Source organism: Rhodopila sp., assembly GCF_965276935.1.
Classification (GTDB): Bacteria; Pseudomonadota; Alphaproteobacteria; order Acetobacterales; family Acetobacteraceae; genus Rhodopila.
The window spans coordinates 356,495-373,597 of the sequence record NZ_CBDIBS010000001.1 but is presented as its reverse complement, the minus strand read 5'-3'; the positions used below and the strand labels follow the sequence as shown (position 1 = coordinate 373,597).

The following is a 17,103-nucleotide window of genomic DNA, read 5'->3' as shown; positions in this document are numbered from 1 at the left end:
CGATGGTGTCGCGCTGACGCCACTCAAACATCTCGGTACTGCCCGCCGGCCTCTTAACGATAACGCGGAGACGGAAACTCGGTTCAAGGCGACGGCGGCCTTGCGACTTCGCGATGCTTCACACGACGTCTATTGCCGCATAGAGTTGATGGCAGGTCCAGGAATTCGGACGTTGCTTGGGTTTATCGCCGCGGGAGGAAACGCCATGCCTGCCTCGCTTGCGCCTCAATCCCAGCCGTCGCCTCCCGCCTGGGATGGCGACATCACGCGCGTGCCCTACTGGGTTTATCGCGACAAGGATCTGCTGAGGACCGAACAGCAGCGGCTGTTCGAGGGCGCGGTCTGGAATTTCCTCTGCCTGGAGTCGGACATCGCCAGCGTCGGCGACTGGCGCACGACCCTGGTCGGACAGATGCCGGTCGTCGTGGTGCGCGATGCGGACGGCTTGATCGCGGCGTTCGAGAACCGCTGTTCCCATCGCGGCGCGTTGATCTGTCTGGATGATGCCGGCAGCGGTGCCAAGGATTTCCAGTGCGTCTACCATGCCTGGCGCTATGATCTGCGAGGTAATCTCGCATCCGTTGCGTTCCAGCGCGGCGTGAACGGCAAGGGCGGCATGCCGAGTGATTTCCGTCTGGACAACCACGGCCCACGCAAGCTCCGCACCACGACGCTGTGCGGACTGGTGTTCGGCACGTTGCATGATGAGACGCCTGACATCGAGACGTTCATCGGCGCCGATGTGCTGGCACAGTTCAAGCGGGTTGTCGCCGACCGGCGGATCGAGATCATTGGCCGGTTCGTCGAGGTGCTGCCGAACAACTGGAAGATGTACGCCGAGAACGTACGCGATTCTTATCACGCAAGCTTGCTGCATCTGTTCTTCGCCACCTTCAAGATCAATCGCCTGAGTCAGGGCGGCGGCCTGACCGTCAGCCCGAATGGCGGATGCAGTGTGTCCTCGACCATCGCGCCGAATGATGCGGATGATAAAGCCTATGCCGGCATGCGCTCTGTCTCCGACGATTATAAGCTGGAGGATGCCAGCCTGATCGATGTGGTGGACGAACACCCGGACCGCATCCGACAGCACATCGTCACGGTGTTTCCCAACTTCGTGGTGCAGAAGACGCAGAACGCCATGGCGTTTCGGTTCTTCACTCCAAACGGGGTCGACCGCACCAACCTGGAGTGGATCTATTTTGGCTACGCCGACGACACACCGGAGATGCGCAAGCGGCGGCTGCGGCATCTGAACCTCGGCGGCCCGGCCGGCTTTGTTTCGATGGAGGATGGCTGTGTCGGCGGCTTCGTCGAACGCGGCATCGCGACAGCGGACGACAACGCTTCGATCGTGGCGATGGGCGGCGCGGGGATCGAAAGTCAACCAACGAGGGCGACCGAGGCCGCTGTACGGGGTTTCTGGTCGCTGTGGCGGCGGATGGTGAACGTATGAACCTGCTGCGGGTCGCCGAACTGAACGCCGCCTACGCCGCGACCATCGATCACGATCGGCTGGAGGCATGGCCTGATTTCTTTGTCGAGGATTGCCTGTACAAGATCACCTCGGCCGGGAACCATCGGCGCGGCTATGCTGCCGGCGTCGTCTACGCCGATTCACGCGCCATGCTGCGCGACCGCGTCACAGCCCTGCGCACTGCCAATATATACGAGCGGCAGAGCTACCGGCACATCATCGGGCTGCCGATGATTGTTTCCGCGGCACCGGACGGTATCGTGGCCGAGACACCGTTCCTGGTCGCGCGCATCCTGCGCGATGCCCAGACCGATCTGTTCGCCACCGGCGTCTATCTGGACAAGCTGCACGATGAGGCCGGCCAACTACGCTTTGTCGAACGGATCGTGGTTTGCGACAGCGGACATTTCGACACATTGCTGGCAATTCCGCTGTAATACCAGCAGCCCGCAGGGCTGACTGGTATGCGCGCGGGGTTGGTGGGGCGGCCGCGCGCGGAATCAGTAAGCTACCGACGGCCGTTGACCGGCTATCGGTCAACATCAAGGGCCGTTGTTGGGGTGGACGGCCCCACGGCATCGCGTGCCAAAGTTGGGTTGTCATAGCTCCAACAAGAGGACCGTCCAGATGAAGCTTAAGCGCATTGCCATTGATACCTCCAAGCATGTTTTCACGCTGCACGGCGTCGATGAGCAGGAACATCCTGTTGTGCGCAGGAATCTCAGGCGCGCAGAAATGGAAACCTTCTTTGGCAAGCTTCCCAGCACCGAGGTGATCATGGAGGCGTGCGGCGGCGCGCATCATTGGGGGCGCTTGCTGGCCCGGCTGGGCCATACGGTGCGCCTGATACCGGCTCAGTACGTCAAGCCGTTCGTCAAGCGCGCCAAAAACGATCGCGCCGATGCCGAAGCGATCAATGACGCGGCGTCGCGCCCTGGCATGGCCTCGGTGCCGGTCAAGAGCGCCGAGCGGCAAGCCGCGCTGGTCATTCTGCGCCACCGTGAGATGCTGGTCGGCCAACGCACTCAATTAATAAACGCCCTGCGCGGGCATGCCACCGAGTTCGGCGTCATTGCCGGCAAAGGCACGGCGCATGTCCAACCGTTGCTGGACAGGCTGGGTGCCGAGACGGCGATCCCAGCGGCGGCACGGACGATGTTTGTGCGCATCGGCGAGCAGATCGCAGAGCTTGACCGCCAGATTGGCGAACTCGATGCCGAGTTGCTCGCCCAGCACAAGGCCAACCCGGTCAGCCGCATGCTGGCTGAGGTGCCCGGCATTGGCCCGGTCACCGCCATCACCCTGGCACTCGCCATTGATAGCCAGGACTTCGCCTCCGCGCGCCACTTCGCGGCCTGGCTTGGCCTCACGCCGAAGGAGCACTCGACGGGCGGCAAGCAGCGCATGGGCCGCATCAGCAAAGCCGGCAATGAACGGTTGCGCAGCTTGTTCGTGGTGGGCGCCACCGCGGTGATCCAGCATGTCAGGCCAGGCAGGCCAAACACCTCCACCTGGCTGCTGGCGTTGCTCGCGCGCAAGCCAAAGAAGCTGGCTGCGGTGGCGCTGGCCAACAAGACAGCCCGCATCGTGTGGGCGATGATGTCGCGCGGCGAGGCCTACCGGCATCAGCCGGCTACCGCCTAGCCGCAGCGGCTGCCGGGGTTCAAGGAGAGGTGGTCGGCTAAATTCGGACAGTCTGCTAAGTGGAACTTCTGCCTGAGAGCGGCGAGGATGCCGCGGATCAGGAGCGAATATGACGAAGCGAACACGCCGGACCCACGCTGCGGCCTTCAAGGCCAAGGTGGCGCTGGCCGCGATCAAGGGCGAGAAGACGCTGGCCGAGTTGGCGCAACAGTTTGAGGTGCATCCGAACCAGATCACTGCCTGGAAGGGACACCTGCTGGAGGCAGCCTCGGGCCTGTTTGGTTCGGGCGGCGGAGCATCCGAACCGGCACCTGTCATCGACGTCAAGACACTCCACGCCAAGATCGGAGAGCTGACGCTGGAGAACGATTTTTTGTCCGGTGCGCTCAGCAAGGCCGGCCTGCGGAGCGCAAAGCGATGATTGACCGGACGCACGAGTTGCCGCTGGGGCGGCAGGCGGCGTTGCTGCGATTGAGCCGCAGCAGCCTGTACTACGACCCGCAGCCGGTGCCCGAGGGCGAGCTTGTCATCATGCGGCGGATTGATGCGCTGCACCTGGACTACCCGTTCGCGGGCAGCCGGATGCTGCGCGATCTGCTACGCGGGGAGGGGGTGATCATTGGCCGCGAGATGGTGCGGACGATGATGCGCCGAATGTGTATTGAGGCGATCTACCGTCGGCCGAACACGTCAAAGCCGTGTCCAGGACACAAGATTTACCCATATCTTTTGCGCGGCCTGCCGGTTGACCGGCCCAACCAGGTGTGGTCGATGGACATCACCTACATTCCGATGGCGAAAGGCTTTGTCTATCTGGCGGCGGTGGTTGACTGGTTTAGCCGGCGGGTTCTGGCGTGGCGGGTGTCGGTCACCATGGAGGTTGATTTCTGCCTCGAGACCGTCGAGGAAGCGCTGGCGCGGCAGGGAAAACCGGACATTTTCAACACCGATCAAGGCAGCCAGTTCACCAGTGCCGCGTTCACCGGGCTGCTGCTGGAGAACGGGATCGCCATCAGCATGGACGGTCGTGGTGCGTGGCGAGACAACGTATTTGTCGAGCGGCTGTGGCGGTCGGTGAAGTACGAGGAGGTCTATCTGCGGGCCTATGAAACCGTCGCCGAAGCGCGGCGCCTGATCGGGGTATATCTGGATTTCTTCAACTGCAAACGACCGCACTCGAGCCTTGACGCCCGGACGCCGGACCAAGCCTACTTCACCCACCTGCCGCCACACGTGGCAGCCGCATGAATTTTGCCGCTGCTGTCGGGTCGCCTCTCCGATCAGGCTACGCCCTCCCTGCGAGGCGACCTGACAGCAGTACCTTACGTAACCAACAGGCAGGAGATCCACTTAACGGAGGCGAAATGCTGTAGCGACGAAGCCGACCATCTCTAAGGCCAACAGCAAGATGACCAACGGTCGCACCGACAAGCGAGAAATGCCGTTTATACCTGTGGCCGAACCAGGCCGCGCGGTTGTTTGGCACTCGCTTGCGGATCCCATCTGGGCCAGCGGTCATGCGACCGCGCCAACAGGCCGGACACATGACCGCATGCGACCCTCAGCTCATCCTGTGCATAGCCGTCTTGAACCCAAGGGGCCGTCCACACATGGTATAAGTCCAGTGCAGCCACACACTTTGGCGCGAAAGCTTGTTGCTGGAATAATGCGTCAGAGCATCCGTTAACTTTATGAATTGAGCGTCGGACGGTGTGGTGGCCCGCACTGATACCATCGATCGCCAACGTCAGCCGGGCGATGCGACGGATGCCGTAGCTGAGCTGGGTCAGCACGTTCCCATTATCTTTCCATCCGACATGACGCACGTCGGTGCGAAGTGCGGTGTCGCTCTTGGCTGTCGGATTATTGACAGGGCGCAAGATAAGTCGGTTCAACATTTATTCCTTTACCAACATTATGGCTCTGATTTATCTTTTTGGCGGAACACCGGCGACCTGATCTTTCGCCGGTTCTCCACGGGAGACGCCGATGTCCAATTTTTTCCGCACGGTCGTCATTTCGGCGGCCGACGCAGCGCGGCACCCGGACGCGGTGCGACGTCTGCGGCAGGAGGCCTTTGAAGGCATTATCCTGCGAGACATCTACGATCCCACCACCTGCGCGCGACTTTGCACCCGGCTGGAGGAAGCCAGGCACGGCCTCATGGAAAGCGCGCTTGCGGGATCATCTCAAGCGTATTGTCTTGGCATTGACGCGGCTCTGACCCCGCAAGGTCCGTCCGCCTACCGCCGGGCGGTGCCAGTACATCGCAACGGGCTGGCTGAGCTATCAGCCATCGGCATTGACCTGGAAACAAGGTTGAAGGCGTTGCTGTCGGCGCTGGACGACGGCCGCCGTTACGTTTCGGTGCCAGGGCCGCGAGGCGGCATCGAACACATGTTCACGACACTGCGGGCGCATCAGCAGGACGAACCCGCCCCATGCCATTTCGCCACCGGCCAAGCCTCCCGGCAAAGCGCCCGACTGGTCATGCCGAACATCGTTTCCGATGTGTATTGCTTTGTCCTGGCGTTTTCTCAGGTCGAGGCCGGCGGCGAACTGGAAATCTTCAGTCCGCACCAAGGCAGCCAGCACGATGATGCCGTGGACGAGACGCCAGGCGAGCCGCGGCTGAGCGTCGCGGGCATGGAAAGCGTCAAGCTCCGGCTGGCGCCTGGTGAAATGATGATCTTCAACTCCGACCGCTACCAGCACGGCATAGCGCCCGTGATCGGCACCACGACGGGCTGGACCGCCTGCAGCTTCATGGCGGAAAGCCGAACCGGCGAGATGCTATGCTGGGGCTGAGTGTCGCTCTGCGGCATCTCGCGGTCCGACCGATGAATCCCGCTGGCGCTTTCCGCCAGTCAGCGTTCCGGACCCTGCCGCGGCCGGACCATCCGGCTGGGCGGCAACCGACGGATCTGACCACATCTTCACACAAACAAGAACCTGCGCCTGCCGGACCGCGGAGACCGCCTGGTTCAGCCTTTAATGCGGCCCTTCAGGTCGACGACGCGCAGGCATTGGCGCCTGCCACGCGTCGGCTGATGTCTTGAACGCCAGTTAGTCAAACGACGGACGCCGACGCGCCGGATCTTCGAATGCCCGCTCGGCCACCGGCGGCACTTCAGTTGCCTGCCTGATCAATGGGACTTCGGGTTGCCGCTGCCCGAACAGACGATCAACGTCGTCTTCGTTGCGGGTCTCCGTGGCAAGGCCGATCACCATGCGATCGATCAGGAGCAACAGCTCATGGCCTTCCCGCGCAAGGCGGTCAACCGCTTCGACGTGTTCCGACAATAGGATTTGCATTCTTCGCACAACGGCGGCGACAGACGATCTGGCGCGCTGGGCGATCATCCGGCGCATCCGCTGCCGTAACGGCGGAAAGAACAGCGTGGCGATGATATTGCCGATCACAACCAGTATTGCAACCAGCTCAAGAACAGTAACGAACAGGCCGGCGGGCGCATAGTTTCCCTCGACGAAGTCGATGCCGACGCGACCGCAAGCGACAAGAAGAACCAGCGCGATCAGTGCCTCCATGGCATAGACGCTCGTCAACCCCGCCACGCGGCGGAGCGTCCGGCGGTTGGCCTGCGTCACGAGCTCCGCCCCGACATCGAGCGGCAACAGCGCGAGCTGGCGTTCAAGCTGCCCGGTTTCCGCGAGCCAGGCCGCGCCGATCGGGCCAAGCGCCAGGCGCGCCGCCGAGGCTTCACGAAGCAGTTGCGCCACGGCCTCCGACAGCATGGCAGCCGTCTTGCCGCCGAACCCATGGTCGGGCGTGGGATGATGATACGGATCACCTTCCAGGATGCGGTTACGTGGGGTCAGGCTGAGTCTGGGCAAACCCATCCGCAACGATGCTGCGGTCGAAGCGAGGCGATGCCGGGTTCTTGTCCACATGCCGAGCAGTCCAGGCGTGTCGGGCCAGGCGCTGTCTTCGAGATCAACCGACTCAAGGAGGGCCGCCTCGCCACTGACAGTATGCTGCACGGTGCTGCCTTGACGGGCGAGACGTTCGATCATCACCGGCAGAAGCGGATGGCTGGATAGCGGCCGGGGCACCACGGGTTCGATCGCGGCAGCCAGTCGTCCCCAAGCCGCGCGGAGGCGGCGCTGCCGGATCACGGTTGCCGTGGATTGGCGAATGCCTGCCTCCAGCCAGGCGCGCAGCGCCGGCATTTCGTTTTCGAAATCGGCTGAAGCCGGACCGTCTCCAGCCTCCGGTTCGGCTGAAACCTTGAAGATGAGCGGATCGGAAAATCCCTCGTGTGCGAGAACATTCCGGAAATCCTCCGCCACCTCCTGGCGACGACCGCTTTGCAGGCCAAGCGCCGCCCGATCCCACTTGTTCAACAGGAAGGCCATCGCGCGCTGCTGCCGCTGCTCGATAATCCAGCGGGCGGATCGCATGACCTTGTATTTCTCCGGCGAGGTGACAAACAGAACCAGATCGGCGGCGTGCACCAGACGCGCCGTCAACGCCTTGTGTTCCAGCCTGATGCTGTCGATATCCGGCGTGTCAACGAGAACCTTGTGCAGGAGTTCATCGCGACGATGGCGAACCAGCGTGGTCTCGTGCTGCTCGCTGCCGCCAAGCAGGTGGCTGTACTCGAACAGCCGCGCGGGATCGTCCTGTTCATGCACATACAGCACCGCCGCACGCGTTGTCGCACCGAGCCCAGGGCGCGAGATGTCAGCCCGCGCGAGTGCGTTGATCAGGCTTGATTTGCCCACCGCCGTCGGCCCGCAAAGCATCACGACCAAAAGCGGATCATCCTGACGGTCGAGACGTTCACCAAGCGATTCGGCCAGCGTCTCGTTCAACCGTTCCGCCGCGGCGTCATCCACCTGGCCACGTTGGCGCAGCTCTTCGGTCCATAGGCCTGCTCGCGCCAGGATCGCCGAGGGATCAGCTTCGGTCATGCACGCGCCCTGGTCGGCTGCTCGGCGATTTCCTGCAGACGCCGCAAGTTGGCGGGAATGCGGTCGAGCAGGTCCGACGCAATCCGCACCGCACCCACCTGCGTCATTACGGCGTCGCCGACGGCGTCGAGCGGCTTGGCATAGAGCACGATCGCCATCTCCCGCACCTCCGCGCGCAGCTTCTCGACGATTTGGCTCCGCCGCTGTGCGATGTAGCCTTCGACGGCGGAGGAGGCGGCAAAGCCTGTCGCGCCCAGCATCGCCGGCGCGACCACGATGTCTTTCACAAGGTCATGGACAATACTTCCGTGACCGGGAATGAGAAACCCGATCAGCAATCCGCCGATATCAGTCGAGACGCGTGCCGCGCGCAGAAGCCCCAGCACAGCGGGCCGCTGTTGCAGCGCCTGCAGGATGTCGCGAGCGGCCGTCCTTATCTCCTCGTTGCCGCGTGCCGCGTGGGCGGCGGTTGTCTGGCTGAAGTCATCCGCCAGCCGTATGGCCTGTGCCTCCCATTCAACCGCCAGCTTGTCCCAGAAAGAGTGATGGTGCGGAACGCGGCGCTCGGTGTCGATGCACTCCAGTAACGTATTGACAAGCGTCCGATGGGCATTTGTGTAGGCTTTCAGCTCGGGGGCCAGTTGATTGACGTCGCCAGCCTTGATGTTGCCCGCGATCAGGTCGACACCCCGACGCCAGGTTGCCTTGACCAGTTCGGTCGGGATGCGCTGCACCGCCCGAAGGCTGCGAATCACCGGACCCAGATGGGGAATGTCGGGGTTGAGCAATTCCAGTAATTCCACATTCAATTTCTTGAACGGCTCGATTGTCGATCCGCTGGCAAGGTATTCGTTTTCATAAATCGTGACGAATCCGGCGACCGCACGATTAACCGCGGCTTTCCAGGTATGCCGGACAGACAATTCCATCCGCGCGGGCTGCAAAACCCGCTCGACCCGCCGCTGTACGGATCGCAGCGCGGTTCGCGCCCCGTTCATCTCGTCGCTAGCGTCCAGGCTCGCCAGCGCGGCTTGTCTCAGCGCCGCGGCCTCGGGATGATCGGCCCCCCATAGATCGGTCTCGTCGCCGTCCGCCAGGTATCGCAGGGCGACGATGCGTGGTTCTGGCGCCGGCAAATCGAGTTGTCGCGAGGCCGCGGGAAACACGTCTTCCCTTTGCTTGCGCATGACAGGCAAACGATCCCGGTTCGGCGTCTTGTTCAGGCACTCCAGGATCGGGATGCCGGCATCGTGCAACTGAAATAGCCACTCCACGAGGTCGGCGACAGCATATTTCTCGACGCTGGTGACGTAGATGACCAGGTCGGCCAGTGCGACCACTTCGACGACAGCAGCCAGATAGCGCGATGATCCCACCGAGTCGCAATCAGGCGAATCCCACAGCACGATGTTGTCCGGCAGGCTTCCGGCGGCGATCAATCGTGTCGTGTAGTAATCATCCTGCCCAGCCGGCTGGTGGTCTGCCGCCACCGCGCTGAACCTGTTGAAGGCGTATGGGTTCCACTCGAGCAACGGCAAGGGTGCCATACTGAAGGCATGGGCGTGACGGGTGTATCCACCTTCGGGACTTGTGCCGGCGATCAAGTCGGCGGCGAGGATGTTGACGACCGTGCTCTTGCCGACGTTATTGCCTCCGAACACGACAATGTGGCGTGGGCCGCTCCGGTCGAAGACCAGGCGCGCGATGCGGTGACGGACCAGCGCGTCGACCAGCAGGACCTCTCGCCGGAAGCGCTCCACGGCTTCAGGGCCGCCGAGCAGGCTGCGGGCGACGGATCCGGGGCCGCCATCGGTCAACAGGCCAGCGCGCAGGTAGGCGTCACGTACGGCATCCAGATCCGCCACAACCGCTTTGAAAAGGGCTTCCACGCCTGCTTGCTCCTGCCGCTTTCCGTCGGCTATCAAACCTAAGGCGCCAGTACATATTTCTGCGCCAATATGAAATGCATTATCACCTTTAATGTAAGCCGTGGCTATCCAAGCTGCTTACGGTCGCGGCGCGATCCGTTGGTTGCTGCTAATAAAAGATGCCGGCGAACGACCGTTCAATGCGTGTTGATTGGCGACCGCAGGCAAACGCGGCGGCAGGTTGTTGCCTATATCAGGGGCTCGACCGTCATGCAGGGCAAGAGGGACCTGGGCATTAACGCCGAGTACGATGCCATTACCTGGGTCGTGGCGATGCAGGATGACGAACTGATTGACGCATTTTCAGCGGCTAGATCAATCTGTATCCGACAGCACACCGCACCGCCCGACGCGCCGTCCACCGTGATGCGGCTGCACCGGCGGTTTGCGGCGAGAGGGGACAACCAGAACGTGATCCGGGTGCCCCTGCGGGCGAGCGCGCGTGCCAGCCGCTTCACCGTCGTGTTCTGCTTACAAGTTCGCGATAACGCCGGTCTTCGGCGTTCCGCTTGACCACGATGATGGCCCAGATCGCAGCGGGTATCCAGCCGATCACCGTCAACTGTAGCCCAAGGCAAAACGCCGCCTGAAAGATGTGTCCATCAAGGAGTAAGGCAAGAAACGGCACCACTACGGCAATGACAATCATATCGGTGACTCTTCTGCGTCGGTCTGGCGAACAATCATGCCGATAAGCCCTGAGCAGCTCGGCGTGTTGCGGCCCCTGAGCCGGGCTAGGAAGTTCCCGACGTCGAGGCGGGCCGGCCAACTACCGGATGCGGCATTCGGTCCACGCGGAACCAGCACCATATATGACTGATTGTCCCAACTAGAAAACCATCGGTCTCCGCCAGCGCGCCAGTAAAGCTCTCTCTCGGCCTCTCGCATCAAACTCTCCTGGCAAATGGATGCGACGCTCAAGGATCGCCAACCCATTCGCGCCCGGTGCCGGACGGCCGGACCGCCAGCCCCGGAACGGGTCCCCGACCAGACCGTTCATGTCCCGGTGCGATCCATCATATCGCAGCTTCACCAAAGCCCGGGACGCCTTTGGCTTATCAGCGGCGGCAAAACGACCCGAACGCCCTAATGACAATTCATGGTGCCGGCGCACAGAATCGAACTGTGGACCTACTGATTACGAATCAGTTGCTCTACCCCTGAGCTACGCCGGCCTGTCAGGCGGCTCGCTATACAACCACGACGCAGGCCGGGCAACCGCGTATCCTCCGTCAATGGCAGAACCGGACCCCATGCAACAGGCCCTGACCGCGGCGCGTGCCGCCGCCGCCCACGGCGAAGTCCCGGTCGGCGCCGTGGTCGTCACCGCCGACAGCACCATCCTGGCTGTCGCCGGAAACCGCACGGAAGCAAACAACGACGCCTCCGCCCACGCCGAGATGCTGGCACTGAAGGCTGCGGCCGCCGTTCGTGGCACACCTCGCCTGCCCGACTGCGACCTGTTCGTCACCCTGGAACCATGCCCGATGTGCGCCCACGCCATCAGCTTGTTCCGCATCCGCCGGCTGATCTTCGGCGCCTACGACCCGAAGGGCGGCGGCGTGGAGCACGGCGCCCGCGTCTTCCAGGCCGCCTCCTGCCACCATCGCCCGGTCGTCATCGGCGGCGTGCGTGAGGCCGAGGCCGCCACCCTGCTGCGCGGCTTCTTCCAGCAACGCCGTCGGTAGGCCGGCATGCCGACCGTGCACAGCGCGCCCGACCTCCATCGCCTGCCGATCATCGTCAACCGCCGCGGCATCAGCCTGGCCGAGGGCGTCCGCGCCGGCCTGTCCGTCGCGGTAATGAGCGCCGCGGCCGAGTACCTCCAGTTTCCGCCGCTGCTCGAAGCCGCGCTGGCCGCCCTACTTACCTGCCTCTGCGACCCCGGCGGCCCGATCCGCCGGCGCGTGCCGGTGCTGCTCAGCTTTATCGTCATCGCTGTCGCCGTGAACGCCGGGTTGGGGCTGTTGCTCGGCCGCAGCCCGCCGGCCGCCGTCGTCATCGGCGTGTTTGGCCTGTTCTGCGCCTCCTTCGCCCGTATCTACGGGCCGGTGCCGCAACAGCTTGGCACGCTGCTGAGCGTCGTCCAGATCCTGGCGCTGGATCATGCCATTCCCGATCTGAAACACGCCGCCATGCGGTCGGCCGCCTTCATCGGCGGCGGGCTGTGGGCGACGCTGCTGACCATGGTGATCTGGCGGATCTATCCCTACCTGCCCGCCAGGCGCGCCGTGGCGGAGGCCTATCACCGGCTGTCGGACCTGATCAGCGACCTTCATGCGCTGGTCCAAACCCCGGCCGTCACCGATGCCGCCTGGGAAGCCCATGCGCGCATTCATCGGCGCGCGGTGCGGGAGGCGATCGAGGCCGCGCGAATCATAGTACTGGACACGCTTCGCGGCCGCGGCGGCGTCAGCAACCGGGCTGCGCAGAGCCTGATCCGGCTGGAAACCGCCGACCAGATCTTCGGCGCGCTGATTGCCTTCAGCGACCTGCTGGAACATGGCACGGGCAAGCAGCGCGCCGGCGTCGCGCCCATCCTGCGCAGGACGCGGCCGCTGCTGCTGATCCTTGGACGGGCGATCCTGACGGACGATCCGGATGTGCATCGCCGGATCGACCGGTCCATCGACGCGATCGTCGCCGCTGCCGCGAAGCTGCCGCCGGATGCGCCGCTGCGGGCGGTGGTCGGCCAGATCACCGAGCGTCTGCGGATCGCCCATACCCTCGCGGTGCCGGCCAACTTCAACCCTGGCGTCGATGCCGCCGGCCGGCCGATCCCGTTGTGGCAGCGCATCACACATCCCGTGCGTGACAACCTGAGCTGGCAGTCCCCTGCCCTGCGCCATGCTCTGCGCTGTGCCGTCACCGCCGCCATCCCGCTGGCGATCACCATGATCTGGTTCATGCCCTACGACCACTGGATGACCATCACCGTGGTGGTGACCATGCAGCCCTACTTCTCGCTGACCTACACGCGGGCGATCGAGCGCGTCGGAGGCACCGTCGCCGGTGGCCTGGTTGCCGCCGTCGTCGGTCTGGTCTGCACCACCCCATTGTCCATCGCCGCCGCGATGCTGCCGCTGGCGGTCGCCGCGCAGGCCATCCGCGCCGTCAGCTACGGTCTGTACATGATGGTCCTGACGCCATTGGTCGTGCTGCTGGTGGAAACCGGAGCACCGGGCGCCAATGAATGGAGGATTGCCTTCGCACGGGTCGCGTTGACCACGATCGGCGGCATCATCGCGGTTGCCGCCAACTTCCTGCTGTGGCCGCACCGCGAACCGGCCCTGGTGGCGGCGGAGGTCAGGCGGGCGATCGCGGCCCATGGTGTGTATGCGGAGGCGGCGTTTGCCGTCTTGTTGCAGCAGCCTCTGGCGGACAGGTCCGCGTCCCGGCGTGCCGCGGGCATCGCCAGCAATACGCTGGAGGCACTGATCACCCGCGCCCTGCTTCAGCCCGGCCGCGGCAAGCCGGACCGTCTGGAAGCGGCGATGGTGATCGACGCGGCCCTGCGCCGCTGTGCCGGCCGGCTGACGGCGCTTCAGCTCGACCCGGCGCTGGCGGATCAGTCAGCCCAGGCGCTGCGAGCCTGGCGCGACTGGATCATTGACGCCTTGCGCGGCCTGGCATCGGGACAGCATGCGCTGAAGCCTCGGCCAACCGGGTTGGAGGCGGATACTCTGCAGCGTATCGCCCGCCAGATCGAACTGATCGCGGGCGCCATGGAGCGGCTGGAAGATTGAGACCACCGAGCGGAAGATCGGCCCTTTTGCACCGCCTCTTCCGTTGCGGTAACCGATATAGATCAGGCTGTCAGACGCATTGCTACTCGCGCTCGGCTCCGCCGCCACGACCACGCTTGATCCGCGCTCGGTGGGCTTTCTCCTCCAGCCGGCGCAGCTTCGATCCAAAGCTGGGCTTCGTCGCCACCCGCCGCACCGGTGCGATCGCCGCCCGCTGGATCAGCCGGATCAGTGCTGCCATCGCCTCGGCGCGGTTGCGCTCCTGCGTACGATGCTGCTGGCTGGTGATCAGCACCTCCCCTTCCAGCGTCAGCCGCTTGCCGGCGAGTTTCTCCAACCGCGCGCGCACCGGCGGCGGAAGTCCGGCGCGATCAAGGTTGAGACGCAGCAGCACCGCCGTTTCAACCTTGTTGACATTCTGCCCACCCGGACCGGAGGCGCGAACGAACGTCTCCTCAAGCGCCCGCTCGTCGAGCATCAGCGTCTTTGTCACCTGGATCATGACAATTCACGATCCAGCGTCGGCAGCGAACCCAGGCCTTTCAGCACCGCTTCCGCCCAATCCCGTCGCCCGTTGTCGTTCGCCGATCGATAAACAACATCGTCCTTGTTCCGTATCACCGGCTGAGGAATACTCCCTGGCAACAAGATAAGACAGGCATGACGCCTGTTGGCCGAGCCGGCCGATACGGGAGCCAACGTCGATGAAAACACACATGACACGCCGTGGAGCGCTGCGTCTTGGTGCGGCCGCGTCCGCGTTGCCGCTGGTGCATATCCGGACCGCCGGCGCGGCCGGCCGGCTGAATGTCGCCTTGTGGGACCATTGGGTGCCAGCGGGCAACGCCGCGATGCGCAAGGTTGTCGCCGCCTGGGCGGTAAAGAACAAGGTCGACGTCGAGCTCGATTTCCTCACCGCCATCGGCAACAAGATCAACATCACCATGGCAGCCGAGGCGCAGGCGAAGACTGGTCACGACATTTACGCCTTCGACATGTGGTCGGTGCACGAGTATGCGGACCAGCTTGATCCGGTGGACGACATCATGAAGACGTTCATCGATCAGTACGGCAAGATCGGCCACGCCTATGAATATCTCGGCGTGTCCGAGGGTCACTGGCGTGCGGTCCCGGTTGCCTGGGGATCCGCGCCGCTGACGCCATGTGGGCGCATCAGCCTGCTGAAGCAGCACGCCGGCATTGACGTTCAATCCTGGTTCCCGGCGCATCCGGCGACCCCCGCCACCTCCGCCGACTGGACCTATGAAACCCAACTGAAGGCGGCGGAAGCATGCCAGAAAGCGGGATTTGCATTTGGCTTCGGCTGCGGCGGCACCACTGATTCGAACCAGACCTGGGGTGCCACCTTCGGCGCGTTCGGCGCCAACCTGGTGGATGCCAAGGGCAACATCACGGTCGATTCCGACAACGTGAAGGCGGCGCTGGAGTATGCCAAGCGGATGGCGCCGTTCCTGCCACCCGACACCGTCAGCTACGACGATGCCTCGAACAACCGCGCGCTGATCTCCGGCAAGTCGGCGTTGATTTGGAATCCGCCCTCGGCGTGGGCGGTGGCCAAGCGCGATGCGCCCCAGATCGCGGCGGATTGCTGGACGTTTCCCAACCCACGTGGCCCGCATGGGCGGCTGGTGCCGATGCGCCCGTACTTCTTCGGCCTGTGGTCATTCGCCCAGAACAAAGGCGCGGCGCGGGACCTGCTGGCCTACCTCGGCGCCCGTGAGCAGATCGAGACGCTGACCACGGCGGTCGACGGCTACGACATCCCGCCCTATCAGTCGATGGCCGACTTCAAGATCTGGGAGGAGGTGGAGCCGCCGAAAGGCACCGTCTACAACTACCCGATCCGTCCCTGGCACGATGCGGAATACTATATCACCGGCTCCTCCGGTCCGCCGGAGATCGGCGTGCAGGCGTGGAATCGTGGCCTGATCCCGACAATGGTCTCCAAGCTGGTGTCCGGCCAGTCGATCCAGCAGGCGATCGACTGGGCGAAGGACGAGCTGGAAGGCTTCTCCCGGTAGCAGCATCGACACTCTGGCATGGGATGGCCGGAATCGGTTTAGGGCGATAAACGATCCGCCTGCCGCTGACCGGCCTGCCTGCTGGAAGCCGGCCTGCTTGTGAGAAGATCGTCGCATGACCATCGCCGCCGTCCTCCGCCACCTGGAATTCGCCGCCCTGCTGGTGCTGCTGTCGGCCGCGACAGTCCGCATGATGATCGCGGCGCGGGTGATGGACACGCCGGCGGCGCGCAAGGCACATCACCGCCCGACACCGAAAGGTGGCGGCGTTGGTGTCGTGCTGGCGTTCCTGGTCGGCATCGGCGTACTCTACCAGTTTGCTGCCTTCGCCCGCCTGGCCGACCCCTACTTTCGCGGCGTGATCGAGGCCTCCGTCGCGATCGCGGTCGTCGCCTTTCTTGACGACCTGTTCGACTGGCCATTCACCGTCAAGCTTGGCGCACAACTGCTGGCCGCACTGATCGCTGTCAGCAGCGGGCTGTACGTCATGAACCTCAACATTCCCTATCTGGGTGCCCTCCCCGTCGGCTGGCTTGGCATCGCGGCGACCTTGGCGTGGATCCTGTTCACCACGAACGCGATGAACTTCATCGATGGGCTGAATGGCCTGGCCAGCGGTGTGGCGCTCATTGCCTGCCTGTTCCTGGGGTTCATCGGTGAGCAGCACGGCGGCTGGTTCGCCTATGCCGCATCCGGTTTGCTCGCGGCGGGCCTGGCCGGATTCCTGCCGTTCAACTTTCCTCAGGCTCGCATCTTCCTGGGCGATGTCGGCAGCCAGTTCTGCGGCTTCATCCTGGCGGTGCTGGCGGTGGTTGCCAGCCGCTTTGATGGCGTGGAACTGTCCTTCCTGCTGATGCCGATGCTGCTGTCCGGCGTGCTGTTCGATGTTGCGTTCACCCTGGTCCGCCGCGCCCTGGACGGCGAGGCGGTCATCCGGCCGCACCGGGGACACCTGTATCAGGTCGCGCAGCGGTCCGGCCTGCCGGCGACCAAGATAACGCTGCTCCACTGGGGATTCGCCGGCTTTGGCGGCGTCTGCTGCCTGGTCTTCATCGCGGCACCGTCGGCGTGGAAGCCCATCGTGCCATTCGCGACACTGTTGCCGCAGGCAGCGTGGCTCTGGTTCGTGGTTCGGCGGGCCCGCGCGACAGGCCTGCGCCGCTGGGGTTAGAGCGTGATCGCCTGAGGCTGACCCAGTCAGAAGGCGTCAATCACGCGATCAAACAATGGGGTGCAGCGCGATTCGTGGATCAACCTAAACCAATCGCGCTTTAAAGCGTTTTCCGATCAAGTTGCATCAACTCGTCATGGCCGGCCTTGTGCCAGCCATC

The 17,103-nt window shown here is 63.9% G+C and carries 14 protein-coding genes and 1 tRNA gene; 10 read left to right on the top strand and 5 right to left on the bottom strand.

The window, feature by feature from the left end; translation table 11 throughout:
• The first annotated feature begins 205 nt into the window (after positions 1–205).
• From ACQY4S_RS01710 to ACQY4S_RS01690, 5 genes are all read left to right on the top strand, one after another.
• Positions 206–1,456 carry an aromatic ring-hydroxylating oxygenase subunit alpha gene (locus ACQY4S_RS01710; protein ID WP_428483446.1) on the top strand — a complete coding sequence of 417 codons (1,251 nt, stop codon included), beginning with the start codon at positions 206–208 and terminating at the stop codon, positions 1,454–1,456.
• Entirely contained in the window at positions 1,453–1,914 is a 462-nt protein-coding gene (locus ACQY4S_RS01705) for an aromatic-ring-hydroxylating dioxygenase subunit beta (protein ID WP_428483444.1), read from the top strand. The genes ACQY4S_RS01710 and ACQY4S_RS01705 overlap by 4 nt, the downstream gene beginning before the upstream one ends.
• Before the next feature lie 190 nt (positions 1,915–2,104).
• Complete coding sequence (locus ACQY4S_RS01700) at positions 2,105–3,121, top strand: IS110 family transposase (protein WP_428483443.1); 1,017 nt, start codon at positions 2,105–2,107, stop codon at positions 3,119–3,121.
• A 109-nt stretch (positions 3,122–3,230) separates the two neighbouring features.
• A protein-coding gene (locus tag ACQY4S_RS01695; protein ID WP_428483442.1) for an IS3 family transposase occupies positions 3,231–4,369 on the top strand; the annotation gives its coding sequence in 2 pieces (ribosomal slippage) (positions 3,231–3,489 and positions 3,489–4,369; 1,140 coding nt in all).
• A 741-nt stretch (positions 4,370–5,110) separates the two neighbouring features.
• On the top strand, positions 5,111–5,929 hold the full coding sequence (locus ACQY4S_RS01690) for a hypothetical protein (RefSeq protein WP_428483441.1): 819 nt from the start codon (positions 5,111–5,113) through the stop codon (positions 5,927–5,929).
• Positions 5,930–6,187: 258 nt separating this feature from the next.
• On the opposite strand, the gene ACQY4S_RS01685 is transcribed toward ACQY4S_RS01690, so the two are convergent.
• Together ACQY4S_RS01685 and ACQY4S_RS01680 are read right to left on the bottom strand one after the other, a co-directional pair.
• Positions 6,188–8,056 carry a GTPase gene (locus ACQY4S_RS01685; RefSeq protein ID WP_428483440.1) on the bottom strand — a complete coding sequence of 623 codons (1,869 nt, stop codon included), beginning with the start codon at positions 8,054–8,056 and terminating at the stop codon, positions 6,188–6,190.
• Positions 8,053–9,945, bottom strand: a complete 1,893-nt coding sequence (locus ACQY4S_RS01680; protein ID WP_428483438.1) for a GTPase domain-containing protein — start codon at positions 9,943–9,945, stop codon at positions 8,053–8,055. The genes ACQY4S_RS01685 and ACQY4S_RS01680 overlap by 4 nt, the downstream gene beginning before the upstream one ends.
• A 249-nt stretch (positions 9,946–10,194) precedes the next feature.
• Here ACQY4S_RS01680 and ACQY4S_RS01675 point away from each other — a divergent pair, with 249 nt between their 5' ends.
• Positions 10,195–10,497 (top strand): hypothetical protein, encoded by a 303-nt coding sequence (locus ACQY4S_RS01675; protein ID WP_428483728.1) that lies wholly within the window; start codon positions 10,195–10,197, stop codon positions 10,495–10,497.
• Here the strand turns inward: ACQY4S_RS01675 and ACQY4S_RS01670 are convergent.
• Positions 10,439–10,633 (bottom strand): YqaE/Pmp3 family membrane protein, encoded by a 195-nt coding sequence (locus ACQY4S_RS01670; RefSeq protein ID WP_428483437.1) that lies wholly within the window; start codon positions 10,631–10,633, stop codon positions 10,439–10,441. The two genes, ACQY4S_RS01675 and ACQY4S_RS01670, sit on opposite strands and share 59 nt — an antisense overlap.
• Before the next feature lie 451 nt (positions 10,634–11,084).
• Positions 11,085–11,159, bottom strand: a tRNA-Thr gene (locus tag ACQY4S_RS01665).
• A 78-nt stretch (positions 11,160–11,237) separates the two neighbouring features.
• Here ACQY4S_RS01665 and ACQY4S_RS01660 point away from each other — a divergent pair.
• Both ACQY4S_RS01660 and ACQY4S_RS01655 read left to right on the top strand, forming a co-directional pair.
• The gene (locus tag ACQY4S_RS01660; protein ID WP_428483436.1) at positions 11,238–11,672 is read left to right on the top strand and encodes a nucleoside deaminase; all 435 of its coding nucleotides are present in this window, start codon (positions 11,238–11,240) and stop codon (positions 11,670–11,672) included.
• Between the two features lie 6 nt (positions 11,673–11,678).
• Positions 11,679–13,730 (top strand): FUSC family protein, encoded by a 2,052-nt coding sequence (locus ACQY4S_RS01655; protein WP_428483435.1) that lies wholly within the window; start codon positions 11,679–11,681, stop codon positions 13,728–13,730.
• A gap of 82 nt (positions 13,731–13,812) precedes the next feature.
• Here ACQY4S_RS01655 and arfB read toward each other — a convergent pair whose 3' ends face one another.
• On the bottom strand, positions 13,813–14,232 hold the full coding sequence (gene arfB, locus ACQY4S_RS01650; RefSeq protein ID WP_428483434.1) for an alternative ribosome rescue aminoacyl-tRNA hydrolase ArfB: 420 nt from the start codon (positions 14,230–14,232) through the stop codon (positions 13,813–13,815).
• 214 nt (positions 14,233–14,446) lie between these two features.
• Here arfB and ACQY4S_RS01645 point away from each other — a divergent pair, with 214 nt between their 5' ends.
• Together ACQY4S_RS01645 and ACQY4S_RS01640 are read left to right on the top strand one after the other, a co-directional pair.
• Complete coding sequence (locus ACQY4S_RS01645; protein WP_428483433.1) at positions 14,447–15,772, top strand: ABC transporter substrate-binding protein; 1,326 nt, start codon at positions 14,447–14,449, stop codon at positions 15,770–15,772.
• A 115-nt stretch (positions 15,773–15,887) separates the two neighbouring features.
• Positions 15,888–16,943: a glycosyltransferase family 4 protein gene (locus ACQY4S_RS01640; RefSeq protein ID WP_428483432.1), complete on the top strand. Its 1,056-nt coding sequence runs from the start codon at positions 15,888–15,890 to the stop codon at positions 16,941–16,943.
• Positions 16,944–17,103 lie beyond the last annotated feature (160 nt).